Source organism: Actinomadura sp. GTD37, assembly GCF_041951365.1.
In the GTDB taxonomy this organism is placed as follows: domain Bacteria; phylum Actinomycetota; class Actinomycetes; order Streptosporangiales; family Streptosporangiaceae; genus Spirillospora.
This window is the reverse complement of the sequence record NZ_JBGNUS010000001.1, coordinates 1,234,779-1,250,109: the sequence shown is the minus strand read 5'-3', so window position 1 is coordinate 1,250,109 and position 15,331 is coordinate 1,234,779. Positions and strand designations below refer to the sequence as shown.

Annotated in this window: 16 protein-coding genes and 1 tRNA gene; 2 read left to right on the top strand and 15 right to left on the bottom strand. The window is 71.5% G+C overall.

Annotation, left to right across the window (positions count from 1 at the left end):
• Window positions 1–501: 501 nt before the first annotated feature.
• The 11 genes from rplL to ACA511_RS06040 form a co-directional block, all read right to left on the bottom strand.
• On the bottom strand, window positions 502–891 hold the full coding sequence (rplL, locus tag ACA511_RS06090; RefSeq protein WP_375023056.1) for a 50S ribosomal protein L7/L12: 390 nt from the start codon (window positions 889–891) through the stop codon (window positions 502–504).
• A 54-nt stretch (window positions 892–945) separates the two neighbouring features.
• Window positions 946–1,518 (bottom strand): 50S ribosomal protein L10, encoded by a 573-nt coding sequence (gene rplJ / locus ACA511_RS06085; RefSeq protein WP_375023055.1) that lies wholly within the window; start codon window positions 1,516–1,518, stop codon window positions 946–948.
• A gap of 351 nt (window positions 1,519–1,869) precedes the next feature.
• A complete protein-coding gene (locus ACA511_RS06080; protein WP_375023054.1) occupies window positions 1,870–2,742 on the bottom strand; it encodes an LppX_LprAFG lipoprotein in 873 nt (290 codons plus the stop codon).
• 108 nt (window positions 2,743–2,850) lie between these two features.
• Window positions 2,851–3,702, bottom strand: a complete 852-nt coding sequence (locus ACA511_RS06075; RefSeq protein ID WP_375023053.1) for a hypothetical protein — start codon at window positions 3,700–3,702, stop codon at window positions 2,851–2,853.
• A 186-nt stretch (window positions 3,703–3,888) separates the two neighbouring features.
• The gene (locus ACA511_RS06070; RefSeq protein WP_375023052.1) at window positions 3,889–4,752 is read right to left on the bottom strand and encodes a hypothetical protein; all 864 of its coding nucleotides are present in this window, start codon (window positions 4,750–4,752) and stop codon (window positions 3,889–3,891) included.
• 108 nt (window positions 4,753–4,860) lie between these two features.
• A complete protein-coding gene (locus tag ACA511_RS06065; protein WP_375023051.1) occupies window positions 4,861–6,408 on the bottom strand; it encodes a class I adenylate-forming enzyme family protein in 1,548 nt (515 codons plus the stop codon).
• A 126-nt stretch (window positions 6,409–6,534) separates the two neighbouring features.
• The gene (gene rplA / locus ACA511_RS06060) at window positions 6,535–7,251 is read right to left on the bottom strand and encodes a 50S ribosomal protein L1 (protein WP_375023050.1); all 717 of its coding nucleotides are present in this window, start codon (window positions 7,249–7,251) and stop codon (window positions 6,535–6,537) included.
• Window positions 7,252–7,311: 60 nt separating this feature from the next.
• Entirely contained in the window at window positions 7,312–7,743 is a 432-nt protein-coding gene (gene rplK / locus ACA511_RS06055; protein WP_375023049.1) for a 50S ribosomal protein L11, read from the bottom strand.
• Window positions 7,744–8,067: 324 nt separating this feature from the next.
• On the bottom strand, window positions 8,068–8,973 hold the full coding sequence (gene nusG / locus ACA511_RS06050) for a transcription termination/antitermination protein NusG (RefSeq protein ID WP_375023048.1): 906 nt from the start codon (window positions 8,971–8,973) through the stop codon (window positions 8,068–8,070).
• A 107-nt stretch (window positions 8,974–9,080) separates the two neighbouring features.
• Complete coding sequence (gene secE / locus ACA511_RS06045; protein WP_375023047.1) at window positions 9,081–9,350, bottom strand: preprotein translocase subunit SecE; 270 nt, start codon at window positions 9,348–9,350, stop codon at window positions 9,081–9,083.
• Between the two features lie 96 nt (window positions 9,351–9,446).
• A tRNA-Trp gene (locus tag ACA511_RS06040) sits at window positions 9,447–9,519 on the bottom strand.
• A gap of 255 nt (window positions 9,520–9,774) precedes the next feature.
• Between ACA511_RS06040 and ACA511_RS06035 the strand changes: the two genes are divergently transcribed.
• Window positions 9,775–10,986, top strand: a complete 1,212-nt coding sequence (locus ACA511_RS06035) for a pyridoxal phosphate-dependent aminotransferase (RefSeq protein ID WP_375023046.1) — start codon at window positions 9,775–9,777, stop codon at window positions 10,984–10,986.
• A gap of 146 nt (window positions 10,987–11,132) precedes the next feature.
• On the opposite strand, the gene ACA511_RS06030 is transcribed toward ACA511_RS06035, so the two are convergent.
• From ACA511_RS06030 to ACA511_RS06020, 3 genes are all read right to left on the bottom strand, one after another.
• Window positions 11,133–11,885 carry a hypothetical protein gene (locus ACA511_RS06030; protein ID WP_375023045.1) on the bottom strand — a complete coding sequence of 251 codons (753 nt, stop codon included), beginning with the start codon at window positions 11,883–11,885 and terminating at the stop codon, window positions 11,133–11,135.
• 3 nt (window positions 11,886–11,888) lie between these two features.
• On the bottom strand, window positions 11,889–12,398 hold the full coding sequence (locus ACA511_RS06025) for a SigE family RNA polymerase sigma factor (protein WP_375023044.1): 510 nt from the start codon (window positions 12,396–12,398) through the stop codon (window positions 11,889–11,891).
• 88 nt (window positions 12,399–12,486) lie between these two features.
• The gene (locus ACA511_RS06020) at window positions 12,487–13,422 is read right to left on the bottom strand and encodes a hypothetical protein (RefSeq protein WP_375023043.1); all 936 of its coding nucleotides are present in this window, start codon (window positions 13,420–13,422) and stop codon (window positions 12,487–12,489) included.
• Between the two features lie 367 nt (window positions 13,423–13,789).
• On the opposite strand from ACA511_RS06020, the gene ACA511_RS06015 reads away from it, so the two are divergent.
• Window positions 13,790–14,743: an adenosine deaminase gene (locus tag ACA511_RS06015; protein ID WP_375024688.1), complete on the top strand. Its 954-nt coding sequence runs from the start codon at window positions 13,790–13,792 to the stop codon at window positions 14,741–14,743.
• Between the two features lie 18 nt (window positions 14,744–14,761).
• Here the strand turns inward: ACA511_RS06015 and ACA511_RS06010 are convergent, their stop codons facing one another.
• A complete protein-coding gene (locus tag ACA511_RS06010; RefSeq protein ID WP_375023042.1) occupies window positions 14,762–15,322 on the bottom strand; it encodes a TetR/AcrR family transcriptional regulator in 561 nt (186 codons plus the stop codon).
• Window positions 15,323–15,331: the final 9 nt, after the last annotated feature.

Sequence of the window (15,331 nt, the reverse complement as noted above, 5' to 3'; positions counted from 1 at the left end):
GAGCGAGTAGCACTCAGGCTCTTGCTGTCGTCACACGGCGTGTCCGCCGTGTTGCTACCGTCCGGTAGCCGCGCCGGGTTCCACTACCGTAGCGGCCCGCCGTCCAAATGGAAGGGGTTCCGATCCAGATCAGCGGCCAAATGCGACGTCGTAAGACAATCGTTACTTACGGCGTCTATGAGACTAGTGGTCCAAGAACCGGAGCCTCAAGCCCGGTGCCCCGACCGGTCGCCGGCGGTCCACCGGACGGACGTACGGGACGGACACGGCCTGGTGTGACCACAGCGTCAGGACGGGACGCTACGCCGCCCGCCGAGCGCCACACAACCCGTCGCGGCACACGCTTTTCCGCGGCCGTTTATCACTCCGGTACAGGAAACGGACGCCCGCCGCGCACCCCGGAACAACAAGGAGGCGGCCACCCCCGCAAGGGGTGACCGCCTCCTCTGGAGAGCGGGTCGGAGCCGCGCGGGCTCCGGAGCTCTGGAGTTCTGGAGCGTCCTACTTGACGGTGACCGAAGCGCCGGCCTTCTCCAGGGCCTCCTTGGCCTTGTCGGCCGTCTCCTTGTTGACCTTCTCCAGGAGCGGCTTCGGCGCGCCGTCGACCAGGTCCTTGGCCTCCTTGAGGCCGAGGCTCGTCAGCGTGCGAACCTCCTTGATGACCTGGATCTTCTTGTCGCCGGCACCCTCGAGGATGACGTCGAACTCGTCCTGGACGGCGGCCTCTTCGCCACCGGCCGCCGGGGCGCCCGGGGCGGCGGCCACGGCCGCGACCGGCGCGGCGGCCTTGACGTCGAACTCCTCCTCGAACTTCTTCACGAAGTCGGAGAGCTCGAGAAGGGTCATCTCCTTGAAGGTGTCGAGCAGCTCGTCGGTGCTGAGCTTCGCCATGATGTCTCCTCCGCTATGGCTTGTATCTCGGGTGGTACGGAACCGCGGGTGTGCCTACTCGGCGGCGGATGCCTCGGGCGCCTCGGCAGGCGCCTCGGCGGTCTCCCCGGCGGCCTCGCGCTTGGCGCGCAGCGCCTCGGCGAGCTGGGCCGCCTGCGTCGGCAGGGCGTTGAACAGCGCGGCGGCGTTCGCCATCGAGCCCTTCATCGCACCGGCCAGCTTGGCGAGGAGAACCTCGCGCGACTCGAGGTCCGCGAGCTTGGTGACCTCGGCGGCGTCCATCGACTGACCGTCGATGAAGCCGCCCTTGATCACCAGCATCGGGTTCGCCTTGGCGAAGTCGCGCAGGCCCTTGGCGGCCTCGACCACGTCGCCGCGCACGAACGTGATGGCCGAGGGGCCTTCGAGCAGCTCGCGGAACTGCTCGTCGACACCGGCCTCGTTCGCGGCGCGCTTGGTCAGCGTGTTCTTCACCACGCGGAACCGCGCGTTCTCGCCGAGGTTGTCGCGCAGCTCCTTGACCTGCGCGACGCTGAGCCCGCGGTACTCGGTCAGCACGGCGCCGCTGGAGCTCTCGAACTCGCTCTTGAGCTCGGCGATCGCCGCGTCCTTGTGGGCCTTGGCCATAGCCCTCCTTCCGATTACCTGGGTGGTCCGATCCGCGCCCGTTCCCGCGCGGGGACGGGGACGCCGATCCACCAAAAAACGCCCCGGCGCAGGCGCACGGGGCGTCCAGGCAAGGCACGGAGGCCATGCGGAAGCTCTCGTCTCACCTACGCAGGCCGCCCGACAGGGTCGGGTCCTTCGGTCACCTCACGGAGGTGACGACCGGCGGTCTTCGGCATCGGACAGAGTACGCGCTCATCGTCCGTCCCACCAAATCGGCGGGACGGGCGCTCCGCCGGGACGGCGAAGGGACCGCGCCCCGAAACGGGTCGCGGTCCCTTCACCGGTCCAGCGGGTCAGGCGTTCAGCGGGTCAGGCTCCGCCGAGGCCGCCGAGCTGCTTCAGCACCGCGGCGAAGTCGGTGACCTCGCTCGCCGGCGGCTCGGTGATGTCCACCGGCTTGCCGTAGTCCCGGTAGTTCATCGTCATGGACAGGGTGCCCTCGGACGTCTGGTTCGACTTCATCTTGAGCTGCTGCGGCAGCTGCTGGCCGTCGACCCAGAGGTCGAAGTTCATGTTCTCCATCCCGGACGAGGTGGCGTTCTTGCGGTAGGCCTCCTGCATCTCGGGGGAGAGCTTCGCGATCGCGTCGTCCATCCGGTAGGTGCCGGTGTAGTGCGTCGTCTCGACGCCGTTCACCGTCTCCTTGCCGACCTCGCGCACATCCTTGGAGGCCGTCAGCATCTTGGTGTTCTGCACCGGGTCCAGCTGGCGGGACTGCTGGAGCATCTGCTCGATGTTCATGCCGGACTTCTTGCCCAGCTCGTCCAGCGAGATCTTGATCCAGGGCTTGGCCGCCCCGCCGCCGAGCTCCGACAGCATCGGCATCTTCATGTACATGGCCTGGCCGACGAGGCGCTGCTCCATGCCGCCCATGGACTTGCCCGCCATCTTCATCTCGGTGAAGTTCATGCTGTAGGCGAGGTCGGGCTTCGTCCGGTACTGCATGGAGCCGTTCATCGTGAGGTCGCCCTCGGACGTGCCGGCCATCTGCATCGACATGTCGGCCTTGAAGGAGCTGGTGTCGCCGGTCTTCTCGGCGGCCTTGCCGAGCACCTGCGCGGCCGACAGCTTGATGTTCTTCCCGGCCTCGTCCACCTTGTTGCCGGCGTCCCCGAGACAACCGGTCAGCGAGAGGGCGAGGCCGGTCGCCAGCGCCGTACCGGCGACGAAACGACGGATCATCGTGGGGGTTCTCCTAGTTCTTCTGGTCGCCCGGACGCACGGGCCGAACAGTAGGTCAGACGCAGGAGAACCAGGTTCGGTTCACCCGGAGCGAGGTGATCCGGGGCCTCAGTTGCCACCCAGGAGCGACCCCATCGAGAGCTGACCCACCTGGTCGGACGGCGGCGGGTTCACGGTGAACGACTTACCGTAGTCGCTGTAGAGGACGGTCACCGAACCGGTCTCCCCGCGGGATCCGTCGGCCTTCGACACGATCTTGCGCGGCAGGTTGTCGCCGTCCGTCCACAGATCGAAGTTGATCTTGCCGTTGGCGCGGTCCTTCGGCAGCCACTTGCTCACCTTCGCGCGCGCCTGCGCGTCGAGGCGGTTCAGCGCGTCCTGGACGGTGACGGTGCCCGCGTAGTGCGTCGTCTTCACGCCGTCGACCGTCTCGGAGCCGACCCGGCGGGCGTCCTTGGAACCGGTGAACATCTTCGTCTGCTCGGCCGGGTCCACCTTCTGCACCTGGTCGACCAGGCCCTGGACGTCGAACCCGGTCCGCTGCGACACCTGGCCGACGTCGATCTTCACCCACGGCTTGCCGCCGCTGACGAACTGGGCGAGCTGCGGGACCTTCGCGTACAGCACGTCTCCGGTGAAGATGGCCTGGCCCTTGGCGCCCGGCACGCTCTGCCCGTTCCGCTGGAACTCGTCCAGCTTCGCGCTGAAGGTCAGCTCCGGGCGCAGCCGGAACTGCCCGTTGGCGTGGATCTTGCCGGCGCCGTCCCCGGTGCCGGTCACGGTGAGGTCGGCCTTGAACGTGTCGGCCTGCCCCGTCTTCTCGGACGTCTTCGCCAGCGCCTGACCGGCGCTGAGCTTCATGTTCTCCGTGTTCGCCGACCCGTCCCCGTTGCATCCGGACAGGACGAGCGCGGCACCCACGGCGGTGCCGCCGGCCGCCACCACGAGTCGTCGGTTCATGAGGGTTGAGCCTCCCTTGTCGCCCTTCTGGTGTTCCCAGTGTCGCGGGAGACCGACATCGGGGCATCCCCCGGTGGTACGAACGGGAACGCGGTCGGTACGACCAGCGGCGTAGCCCCGGCCGCGAGTTGTGGAGACCCTGTGGACGGCTCGTGGACGGCGCGTGGACGCGGTGCGGACGTCGCGTCAGCGGTAGGAACCGAAGGTCATCGACCCGTTGAACGCGGCGCTGGGCGCCTGCGCGTTCAGCCGGATCGACGTCGGACGGGCCTTGGTGTCGGCCAGCATGTCGAGCCCGCAGCCGGTGGAGTCCGGGATCCAGGTGCGGAACCGGCTCGCCGCGTCCTGCGGCAGCAGCGCGTACACGGCGCCCATCAGCGCCTGCGCCGTGAACTGCGTCGCGCCGGACGCGTCCGGCTCGCTCGCGGTCATCCCGGGCAGCGTCCCGATCATGAAGGTGAACTGCCGGGGGTCGGAGTCGTTCTGCAGCTTGCCGAGCTGCGCCGCGGTGAGCGTGGACGTCGTCCACTTCTCGCCGTCGAAGCCCTTGAGCGTGCTCCCGCTCACGACGACCTTCTGGGTGACCTTGCTCAGCTCGCCGTTCAGCATCGTCTTCGTGACGCCGGTGGCGCTCATCCCGAACTTCGGCCACAGGGTGAAGGTGGCCGTCTCGGCGGCGTGCCGGTAGTCGCCGTTCGCCCCGATCGACACCTTCATGTCCGTCTTGCGGGTGAAGGAGTGCAGGCTGGGGCCCGGCTGGGGCGGGGCCGTGGGCAGGCCGTGCGCACCGCCGTTGCCGGGAGCGCCCGGGGCGGGGGTCTTGCCGCTGCCCGGGGACGGCGCGGTGGACGCGCCCGGCGTGACCTGGCCGGGCGCCGCGCCGTTCGGGTTGGTCCGATCCTGCTGGGCCATGGCCGCGGCCGGCGGCATCGAGCCGGCGTCCTTGGCGGAGCCGTCGCCGATCTTGACGACCATCAGGATCGCCGTGGGCACGACGGCCACGGCGGTCACGGCGGAGATGGCGATGGCCCGGTCCGTTCGACGCTTCACGAGGACAATTCAACACCAAGTTCCTCTTAGGTAACAAAACAATCGAGGAACGAAATGTCCGGTTCCGGACTGCGATCTAGGTATCCGTCGCGTTCGGTGGTAGAAGCGTCACGATTCAGGGGAACCGGTGAGGCGGTCGCGGAGCGCCGACTTGCGGATCTTGCCGGTGCCGGTGCGCGGCAGCGCCGCGGCGTACTCGATGCGGCGCGGCGTCTTGAAGCCCGCGAGGCGGGCCCGGCAGGCGGCGATCAGCTCGTCCTCGTCCGGCGGCGGCTCGCCGGGCACGACCACCGCGCAGACCGTCTGGCCCCAGCGCGGGTCCGGCAGCCCGACCACCGCGACCTCGGCGACGCCCGGGACCGTGCGGAGGACGTCCTCGACCTCGAGCGAGGAGACGTTCTCGCCGCCGGTGATGATCACGTCCTTGAGGCGGTCGACGAGGTAGAGGTAGCCGTCCCCGTCGACGCGGCCCGCGTCGCCGGTGCGGAACCAGCCCCCGGCGAACGCCTCGGCGGTCGCGTCCGGATCGTCCCAGTAGCCGGGTGTGACCTGCGGCCCCCGCACGGCGATCTCGCCCAGCGCGCCGGGCGGAAGGCGCGTCCCGTCCTCGCCGAGCACGGCGATCTCGACGCCGGGCGCGGGACGTCCCGCCGAGCCCGCCAACTCCGGCCGCGCCGAGATCGCGGCGCGGTGGTCGCCGGGCGACAGGAACGTCGCGTTGCCGGACAGCTCGGTCATCCCGAACCCCTGGTTGAAGTCGCATCCGAGCACGTCATCGGCGCGGCGCAGCAGCGGCACCGGCATCGGCGCCGACCCGTAGGCGATCACGCGGACGGCGGCGCGCAGGACGTCCAGCGTCTCCGGGTCGTCCGCGGCGTGCGCGAGCAGGTCCTCCAGCATCGTCGGGGCCAGCGACAGGTTCGTGACGCCGTGCCGCCGCGTCGCCTCCACCAGCGCGGACGGCGTGAACCGGCGCAGCACGACGGCATGCCGCCGGAACAGGTGGTGCAGAACGACCTGGTACCCCGCCACATGGCACAGCGGGAACGGCGTGCAGAACACGTCTCCCGGCCGCACGGGACGCCCCGACGCCGTCACCTCGATGGCCGCGAGCAGGCTCCGGTGCGTCAGACGCACCCCCTTCGGCCGGCCGGTGGTGCCGCTGGTGAACATCAACCACGCGACCTCGTCCGGGTCGGCGCCGGACGGAGTCGCGGGCGCGGGCTCGTCCCACGGCAGGTCGTCGATGCCGGTCAGCGGCGGATGCACCGCGGGCATATCCCCCTCCGCGGCCAGCCGGTCGAGCAGGCCGGGCTCACCGATGACGAGTTCGGCGCCGCTGCGGGCGATCTGGTCGGCCCACTCCCGGGGATGCAGCCGCTGGTTGAGCGGCACGAGGATCCGGCCGTCACGCGGGACCCCGTAGTAGGCGGCGATGTACTCCAGGCGGTTGTGCGCCAGCAGCGCCACCCGCGCTCCGGGCGTGCAGCGCGCGGAAAGGTGCGCGCTCAGCGCGTCCGCCCGCGCGCGCAGTTCCCGGAACGTCCACGTGGTGGCGTCCACCGACAGCGCCGGAGCGTCGGGAGCGTCCACCGCCGCCGCATCGAGGACGTCGTAGAGCCGTCGCGGCGAACCGTCCATGAATTCCCTGGGCATATCGGCGACGAATCTACCGATCCCGCGCCGGCCCGGGACGGCCGATACCACTGGGTGGGCACCGCCTCCGCAGAAGCGGAAGGGCGCCCCCGCCGCAGCGGGGACGCCCTTCCGAAGGTGATGCGATCAGGCGTTCTCGAACTCCGCCCCCAGGTTGCGGATCGCGTTCGGGTCCACCGGGATGCTCGGGCCCATCGACGTCGCCAGCGACGCCTTCTTCACGTACCGGCCCTTCGCCGCGGACGGCTTGAGCCGCTGGATCTCGTCGATCGCCGCCGCGTAGTTCTCCACCAGCTGACGCTCGTCGAAGGACGCCTTGCCGATGATGAAGTGCAGGTTCGCGTGCCGGTCGACCCGGAACTCGATCTTGCCGCCCTTGATCTCGGTCACGGCCTTCGCCACGTCCATGGTGACGGTGCCGGTCTTCGGGTTCGGCATCAGGCCGCGCGGGCCGAGCACCCGGCCGAGCCGTCCGACCTTGCCCATCTGGTCCGGCGTGGCGACCACCGAGTCGAAGTCCAGGAAGCCGCCCTGGATCCGCTCGATGAGGTCGTCCGAGCCGACGATGTCGGCGCCCGCGGACTCCGCCTCCTGCGCCTTGGCGCCGACGGCGAAGACCAGCACGCGGGCGGTCTTACCGGTGCCGTGCGGCAGGTTGACGGTGCCGCGCACCATCTGGTCGGCCTTGCGCGGGTCGACGCCCAGCCGCAGCGCGACCTCGACGGTCGCGTCGAACTTGGTGACCGCGGTGTCCTTGGCCAGCTGCACGGCCTCGGCCGGGCTGTACAGCCGGTCCCGGTCGATCTTCTCCGCGGCTGCGCGGTAGCCCTTGCTGCGCTTCATGGTCGTTCCTCCAATGGAACTCGTGGTGCGGGCCAGCGCCGGCCCTTCCACAGGTGGGGACTACTTGACGTCGATGCCCATCGAACGCGCGGTGCCGGCGACGATCTTCTCGGCGGCGTCCAGGTCGCGGGCGTTGAGGTCGGGCATCTTGGTCGTGGCGATCTCGCGGACCTGGTCGCGGGTCACCGAGCCGACCTTGGTCTTGTGCGGCTCGCCACTGCCCTTCTCCACGCCCGCGGCCTTCAGGATGAGCTGCGCGGCCGGCGGGGTCTTGGTGACGAAGCTGAACGAGCGGTCCTCGTAGATGGTGATCTCTACGGGGATGACGTTGCCGCGCTGGGACTCCGTGGCAGCGTTGTACTGCTTGCAGAAGTCCATGATGTTGACGCCGTGCGGACCGAGCGCGGTACCGACCGGCGGCGCCGGCGTCGCCTGGCCGGCCTGCAGCTGGACCTTGACGAGCGCGGCGATCTTCTTCTTCTTCGGAGGCATGCGAACCCCTTTGTCCCATTTATCGATGGCTCCGACTCCCGGTCGTCCGGGCAACACGACGGCTGGGACGCATCCACCGTGTAGGAACCTCTTGGATCCGGCCTCTCCGCCTGCGCGGGAACCGGAAGATCAATCGCCGACCTCCGCGTCCGATCGCCTCGCGGACGGGACATTCGGTCGGCGGCCGCCCGCCTGGGCGGGGGCAACCCGTCCAGGATACGGCCTCGCGGAGGGCGGTCGGTCCAGCCTGGGCGGCCCCGCCCGGACGGGAAAGCGCTCGGGCCGCCCCCGCGTCGGCGGGAACGGCCCGGACACGGCCTGAGGTCAGATCTTGGAGACCTGGTTGAAGCTGAGCTCGACCGGGGTCTCCCGGCCGAAGATCGAGACGAGCACCTTGAGCTTCTGCTGCTCGGCGTTGATCTCGTTGACGGTGGCGGGGAGGGTGGCGAACGGGCCGTCCATGACGGTGACGGACTCGCCGACCTCGAAGTCGACGGCGGCCGGGGTCTTCGCCTGCTCCTTGGCGGTCTTCGCGACGCCCTCTTCGGGCTCGGGGGCCAGCAGGTTGGCGACCTCGTCCAGGCTCAGCGGGGACGGCTTGTTCAGCAGGCCGACGAAACCGGTGACGCCCGGCGTGTTGCGGACGGCGGCCCACGACTCGTCGGTCAGCTCCATCCGGACGAGGATGTAGCCCGGCAGGACCTTCTCGTTGACCTTCTGCCGCTTGCCCTGCTTGATCTCGGTGACCTCGTGCTGCGGGACCTCGATCTGGAAGATGAAGTCCTCCATGTTGAGGGTCTGCGTCCGGGTCTCGATGTTGGTCTTGACCCGGTTCTCGTAGCCCGCGTAGGAGTGCACGACGTACCAGTCGCCCGGCTGGAGGCGAAGCTGCATCTTGAAGTCGGCGTACGGGTCGGCCGGCGGCTCGGGCGCGGCCTCCTCGGCGTCCTCGTCACCTTCGGCCTCGTCACCCTCGGCCTCGGCGTCCTCGACATCCGCGCCCTCGGCGTCCGCGCCTTCGACGGCCTCGGCCAGGTCGGCGGCGCCTTCGGCGGCGTCCGGCGCGGGGCCCTCGCCCTCGAGCTTCGTGTCCGCGGGCTCGGCGTCGCCGGCGGAGACGACCGCCTCGGCCGCCTCGTCGGCGGGCTCGGCCGCCTGGTCGGCCGCAGCAGCCGCAGCGGACTGGGCCTCTTCAACGGCCTCGTCGTAGGGCTGTGAGGACTCGGACACAGTGACTCTTTCTCTCGGTCTGCGGTGATGGACTTGCGAAGGTACGGCGGAAGGCGATCCGGAACGTACCGCGGTCTGCTCGGACGCGCGGCCGAACCGCCGCGGCGTCAGCCGAAGATGGCGTAGACGCCCTTCTGCAGCCCGTAGTCGAAGCCGGAGACGATGGCGACCATGACCAGCACGAACACCAGTGCCGCGGTCGTGTAGGTGACCAGCTCCCGCCGGGTGGGCCAGATGACCTTGCGCAGCTCGGCGAGGACCTGGCGCACGAACAGGACGGGAGACGTCCGCTTGGACGGGGACTTCTTCCTGCCCTTGCCCTTGCCGTCGTCCTTGGCCTCGGGCTCGTCGCGCTCGTCACGCGTCTCAGTCGCCATTTGCCGCCGTTCACCTCATAGGTCGTGATCCAACCACCATGTGGTTGCCGCGCTGTCCCGTGACGCGATCGGCACGGGGGCGCGCACCGCACCTCGCAGGGCAGGAGGGACTCGAACCCCCAACCGCCGGTTTTGGAGACCGGTGCTCTACCAATTGAGCCACTGCCCTTCATTCTCCGGTGAGGGAGAACACCCGGCCATGGGGCCGGGATGGTGCCGGGTCCCAGCTTACGGCCTCTTGCGCTGCCCGCGTGCGGACAGGCTCGTATACCGGCGACGCGTCACTTGGAGGGTGAGTCTACGTGGATGAGGCCCCCGCGTCGAACCGATACCCGCGGATCGTCCGCGGGCCGCCGGCGCGGCCGATCTGACCGGCCCGGATATATGGCCCGGGTCACAGGAGCCGATCTGTAACGATGGGGGGATGAGCACTGACCGTCCTCGCATCTCCAAGCGCATCGCCGCGATATCCGAGTCCGCCACGCTGGCCGTCGACGCCAAGGCCAAGGCGCTGAAGGCGGCGGGCCGCCCGGTCATCGGCTTCGGCGCGGGCGAGCCCGACTTCCCCACCCCGGACTACATCGTCGAGGCCGCGGTGACCGCCTGCCGGGTCCCGCGCTTCCACAAGTACACGCCGGCGGGCGGGCTGCCCGAGCTGCGCGCCGCCGTCGCCGAGAAGACCGCGCGCGACTCCGGCTATCCGGTGGAGGCCAACCAGGTCCTCGTGACCAACGGCGGCAAGCAGGCGGTGTACGAGGCGTTCGCGGCGCTGCTCGACCCGGGCGACGAGGTGATCGTCCCGACCCCGTACTGGACGACCTACCCCGAGTCGATCAAGCTGGCGGGCGGCGTGCCGGTGGACGTCGTCGCCGACGAGACGACCGGCTACAAGGTGACCGTCGAGCAGTTGGAGGCGGCCCGCACCGGCCGGACGAAGGTGCTGCTGTTCGTGTCGCCGTCCAACCCGACCGGCGCCGTGTACACGCGGGACGAGATCGAGGCCATCGGACGCTGGGCCGACGAGCACGGCCTCTGGGTCGTCACCGACGAGATCTACGAGCACCTCGTGTACGGCGACGCCGAGTTCCACTCGATGCCCGTCGTCGTGCCGGAACTGGCCGACCGGACGCTCGTCCTGAACGGCGTGGCGAAGACGTACGCGATGACGGGCTGGCGGGTGGGCTGGCTGATCGGCCCGGCGGACGTGGTGAAGGCCGCGCAGAACCTCCAGTCGCACGCGACGTCCAACGTGGCGAACGTGTCGCAGGCCGCCGCGCTCGCCGCCGTGACCGGCGACCTGTCGGCCGTGGCGGAGATGCGGTCGGCGTTCGACCGGCGCCGCAAGACGATGGTGCGGATGCTGAACGACATCCCCGGCATCGTCTGCCCCGAGCCGGAGGGCGCCTTCTACGCCTACCCGTCGGTGAAGGCGCTGCTCGGCAGGGAACTGCGCGGCAAGCGGCCGGAGACGTCGGTGGAGCTGGCGTCGCTGATCCTGGAGGAGGCGGAGGTCGCGCTGGTGCCCGGCGAGGCGTTCGGCACGCCCGGCTACTTCCGCCTCTCGTACGCGCTGGGCGACGACGACCTCGTCGAGGGCGTCTCGCGGGTGGCGAAGCTGCTCTCCGAGGCGGGCTGAACCGCCGCGTCCAGCGGACGCGCATGAACCGGCCCCGGGGCGCACCGCCCCGGGGCCGGTTTCTCATGTGGACGGGGCATGCCCGGCCCCGTCCCGGATCGCCCGGCCGGACGCGTTCCGCCGCGCGCGTCCGCCAAGGCGTCGTCCTAGGGGCGCACCCCTTCCGCGATGCGCATGAGCTGGCCCTTGGCCGGTCCCCGCGCGGTCACGGTGACGCCGACCCCGGGCCGCGCCAGCCACGAGATCTGGCGCGCCGAGTCGGGACGGTCGCCGGTCAGCGCCGGCATCCCCCGCACGGACGTGCGGCCGGGGATGCCCGGCGTGCCCACGAGGTCCTTCGGGCCGGTGAGCCTGCCGCTCTTGACCAGGGCGATCTCCACCCAGCCGGTCTCCCCGCGCCACGCGCAGGTCGTCGTCCTGCGGGCGGCGTCGCCGGTCACGGCGCACGGGCCGGCGGCGGCCAGGCCGTCCGGAATGTAGGTGATCCAGCCCGGCAGCCCGCCGATCGCGCCGCCCGCGCCGGGCCGGTCCGGTGCGGTGCCGCCGCCGGGCGACGGGTGCGCCTCCGGCTTCGGTGAGGCTCCCGCCCCGGGCTTCCCCTCGGACGGCGGGGACGCGGGGAGGCCCGGGGCGGGAGACCGCTCCGGCGGCCGGGACGCCGAGACCGTTCCGGTGGGACGGGTGGTCTCGGAGTTCCCGGCCGGTGCGACCCGGAACGTCTGGTAGGCGGGCACGAGGGCGAGCGCGGCGACGGAGGCGGCGGCCACGCCCGCGGCGGTGCGGATCCGGGCCGCGCGGCGCCGGTGCCGCCGCTTGACGTCCGCGACGAGCGACGGCGACGCGGACGTCCCGGCCACCTGCTCGGCCATGGCGTTCCGCAGTTCACTCTCCAGGTCCATCGCTCATCTCCCCAGTGGCGCCAGGTTCGTGTCGAGGCGCTCCCGGAGCCTGGCCAGCCCCCGGGACGCCTGGCTCTTGACCGTTCCGACCGAACAGCCGAGCGCCTGCGCCGTCTCCGCCTCCGACAGGTCCTCCCAGAAGCGCAGCACCAGCACCGCGCGCTGGCGCGGGCCGAGCTTGCGCAGCTCGTCCATGAGCGTCCCCCTCAGCTCGACGGCGTGGTTCGGTGACGCCGCCGGCGTCTCCGGGAGGCGCTCCATGTGGATCTCCCGGAGCACCTTCCAGCGGCGGGCGCGGCTGATGACGAGGTTGACCAGGATCCGGCGGACGTACGGTTCCGGATCGCTGTCCTCCTCCAGCCGCCCCCAGTGGCGGTAGGCCTTCTCCAGCGCGGTCTGCAGGATGTCCTCGGCGTCCTGCCGGGCCCCGCACATCAGCGCGGCGGTGCGCAGCAGGGCATCGCCGCGTGCCGCCACGAACTCCACGAACGACTCGTCGTCTCGACGCCCCACTGTGCTCCGTCCCGGCCGATGCGGTTCCGGTGTGTTCTCGCCGGGGCGGACGGCCCCCGCGCCGAGGCCGTCCGCCCGCGTCCGTCGCCTACCGCGCCTGGCGCAGCGCGGCGGTCACGTCCTGCAGCCCGCCGGCGAGGACCGGGCTGCCGTTGACGAAGAGCGAGGAGCCGTTCGGGTCGAACAGCAGCACGCCGCCGCCGTTCGGGCTCTGCCAGCCGGCGACGCCCGCCACGGTGACCGGGGTGCCGCCCTGGGGCAGCCGCAGCGCCTGCCGGAGCTGATTCTGCGTCATCCCGGCGGGCGTCTTCAGGGTTTCGACGGTGAGCCACCGGCCGGCCGTGCCGGTCCACTTCTGGGTGACGGCGCAGATCTTCTGCTTGCGCAGCTCGGCGGCGCCCGGGACGGCCGACGCGAACCGCAGGCCCTTCGGCAGCATGACGGCCTTCTCGGCCGCGCCGCCGACCTGCACGGCCGGCCGCAGCGTGCTGCAGTCGAGCTTCGGCAGGGCGGGCACGCCCGGCTCGGCGGGGACGCGCGCGGACGGCTTGTCGGCCGGGGCGCCGGCCGGCAGGTCCTTGGCGGACGGCGCGCAGGTCGGCAGGTCGGCCGGGAGCCCGGCCCCGGCGTCCGGGGCCTTGACGCCCGGGACCCCGGTCTTGGGCAGTTCCGCCTTCGGCAGGCCCTCGGCGGGGACGCCCGTCTCGGGCAGGTTCCGGGTGACGGGGTTCTGCTCCAGCTGCTTCTCGACCTGCTTCTTCGCACCGGCGTCGGGGACCTTGACGTCGGGGAGCTTGGCGCCGGGCGCCTTGGCGCCGGGCAGGCCGGGCTTCGCCGGGAGGCACGTCGGGAGCGTCTTCGGCGCGGCGTCCTGCACCTTGCGCTCGGCGGCCGGGGCCTTCGCGCCGTTCGACTGGAGGCCCGCCTCGTGGTGGGTGCCGGTCATCGCCCACGTCGCGGAGCCGCCGACGGCGACGGTCCCGATGGCGGACGCGGCGATCAAGGCGGCCTTCAGCGTGATCATGGTGTATCCCTCTCTGCCCGGGTCTTTCTCGCGGGGGGTTGCCCGTTTCTCTCTGGCGCCCCTCGTATACGCACGGTGCCCGGACGGGGTTGCACGCCGTTCCGAAGTTTTTTCCGGGATGCCCATGGGCGGGATGGCCGCCGCGTGTCATGCGAGGTAGTCCGCTGTGGTGATCCTGCGTGTACGGGATTCGATCGGGCCCGTGATCCGGCAACATTGGCTCATGGAGGCACGTACCGTTTCAGCGCGTCCGGCCCAGGACCGTCCCCTGCCGGACGACCGGGAGCCCGCCGCCGCGCGCGGCGCCGCCCGTCCGGACGTGGCCCTGCTGCCGAAGGCGCATCTGCATCTGCACTTCACCGGGTCGATGCGGCATTCCACGCTGGTGGAGCTCGCCGCCCTGCGGGGCGTCCACCTGCCGGACGCCCTCGTCGACGACTGGCCGCCCAAGCTGCACGCGACCGACGAGCGCGGCTGGTTCCGGTTCCAGCGCCTGTACGACATCGCGCGCTCGGTGCTGCAGACGCCGGACGACCTGCGCCGCCTGCTGCGCGAGACCGCGGAGGACGAGGCGGCCGAGGGGTCGGGCTGGCTGGAGATCCAGGTCGACCCGAGCGGCTACGCGGCGAAGTTCGGCGGCCTGACCCCGACCGTGGAGCTGGTGCTGGACGCGGCGCGGGAGGCGTCGCAGGCGTCCGGCGTCGGCATCGGCGTGGTGATCGCCGCGAACCGGACGCGGCACCCGCTGGACGCGAAGACGCTCGCGCGCCTCGCCGTCCGGTACGCGGGCCGGGGCGTGGTCGGGTTCGGGCTGTCCAACGACGAGCGGCGGGGCCGCGCCTACGACTTCGAGGGCGCGTTCCGGATCGCCAAGCGCGGCGGGCTCCTGTCGGACCCGCACGGCGGCGAGCTGCTCGGCCCGGCGAGCGTCCGGGAGTGCCTGGACACGCTGGACGCCGACCGGATCGGGCACGGCGTCCGCGCCGTGGAGGACCCGCGGCTCCTCGCGGCGATCATCGACCGGGGCGTGACGCTGGAGGTGTGCCCGGCGTCGAACGTGGGGCTCGGGGTCGCGGCGACGGCGTCGGACGTCCCGGTGCGGCGGCTGTTCGAGGCGGGCGCGTCGATCGCGCTGGGCGCGGACGACCCGCTGCTGTTCGGGTCGCGGCTGGCCCGCCAGTACGAGCTGGCCCGCACCGAGCACGCGTTCTCCGACGCCGAGCTGGCGGAGCTGGCCCGGCAGTCGATCAGGGCGTCGACGGCACCGGACGACCTACGCAAACGCCTGCTCGCCGGGGTCGACGCCTGGCTCGCGGGCTGAGCCCGGGCCGGCGCGGGGCTAACCGTCCGGCGCGTCGCGGAGGTTCTCCGCCCAGACCTCGGTCGCGCGGGGAAGGCCGGGGCCGGCCGGGGCGCCGAACACGGCCTGGACGTTGGCGAGCAGCGCGTCCGACAGGAACCGCGCCACCTCCTCGGCCGGCTCCCCGGAGAGGTCGCCGATGACGCGCCACAGCCGGGCCCAGCGGGCGCGGCCGAGCCCGCGGACGTCCTCGTCCCTGATCGCGATCGCGTAGATCTTGAGCTGGAGGCGCGGGAGCACGGGCCGCTCCCGCGGCAGCCGGGCCCACGCCTCCGCCATCGCGGCCAGCGCGTCGCCGCCGCGCCTGCCGCCGGCGGCGGCGCGCAGGACGTCCTCGACGTCGTCGAAGCAGCGGTCGGCGGCGGCGAGGAACAGCGCGCGCTTGGACGGGAAGAGCCGGAACATGTAGGGCTGGGAGACGCCGACCCGCCGGGCGATCATCCAGGTGGACGTGCCGTCGTAGCCGCCGTGGGCGAACTCGGCCATCGCGGCCCGGACCGCGAGCTCGCGGCGTTCCGCGGCGCTCATCCTCGGGCTCATGCCGTCCAA

Excerpts from the sequence above, each read along its gene's own strand:
- rplL (WP_375023056.1), bottom strand. The coding sequence starts at position 891 with ATGGCGAAGCTCAGCACCGACGAGCTGCTCGACACCTTCAAGGAGATG.
- rplJ (WP_375023055.1), bottom strand. The coding sequence starts at position 1,518 with ATGGCCAAGGCCCACAAGGACGCGGCGATCGCCGAGCTCAAGAGCGAG.
- ACA511_RS06080 (WP_375023054.1), bottom strand. The coding sequence starts at position 2,742 with ATGATCCGTCGTTTCGTCGCCGGTACGGCGCTGGCGACCGGCCTCGCC.
- ACA511_RS06075 (WP_375023053.1), bottom strand. The coding sequence starts at position 3,702 with ATGAACCGACGACTCGTGGTGGCGGCCGGCGGCACCGCCGTGGGTGCC.
- ACA511_RS06065 (WP_375023051.1), bottom strand. The coding sequence starts at position 6,408 with ATGCCCAGGGAATTCATGGACGGTTCGCCGCGACGGCTCTACGACGTC.
- rplA (WP_375023050.1), bottom strand. The coding sequence starts at position 7,251 with ATGAAGCGCAGCAAGGGCTACCGCGCAGCCGCGGAGAAGATCGACCGG.
- rplK (WP_375023049.1), bottom strand. The coding sequence starts at position 7,743 with ATGCCTCCGAAGAAGAAGAAGATCGCCGCGCTCGTCAAGGTCCAGCTG.
- secE (WP_375023047.1), bottom strand. The coding sequence starts at position 9,350 with ATGGCGACTGAGACGCGTGACGAGCGCGACGAGCCCGAGGCCAAGGAC.
- ACA511_RS06035 (WP_375023046.1), top strand. The coding sequence starts at position 9,775 with ATGAGCACTGACCGTCCTCGCATCTCCAAGCGCATCGCCGCGATATCC.
- ACA511_RS06030 (WP_375023045.1), bottom strand. The coding sequence starts at position 11,885 with ATGGACCTGGAGAGTGAACTGCGGAACGCCATGGCCGAGCAGGTGGCC.
- ACA511_RS06020 (WP_375023043.1), bottom strand. The coding sequence starts at position 13,422 with ATGATCACGCTGAAGGCCGCCTTGATCGCCGCGTCCGCCATCGGGACC.
- ACA511_RS06015 (WP_375024688.1), top strand. The coding sequence starts at position 13,790 with ATGCGGCATTCCACGCTGGTGGAGCTCGCCGCCCTGCGGGGCGTCCAC.
- ACA511_RS06010 (WP_375023042.1), bottom strand. The coding sequence starts at position 15,322 with ATGAGCCCGAGGATGAGCGCCGCGGAACGCCGCGAGCTCGCGGTCCGG.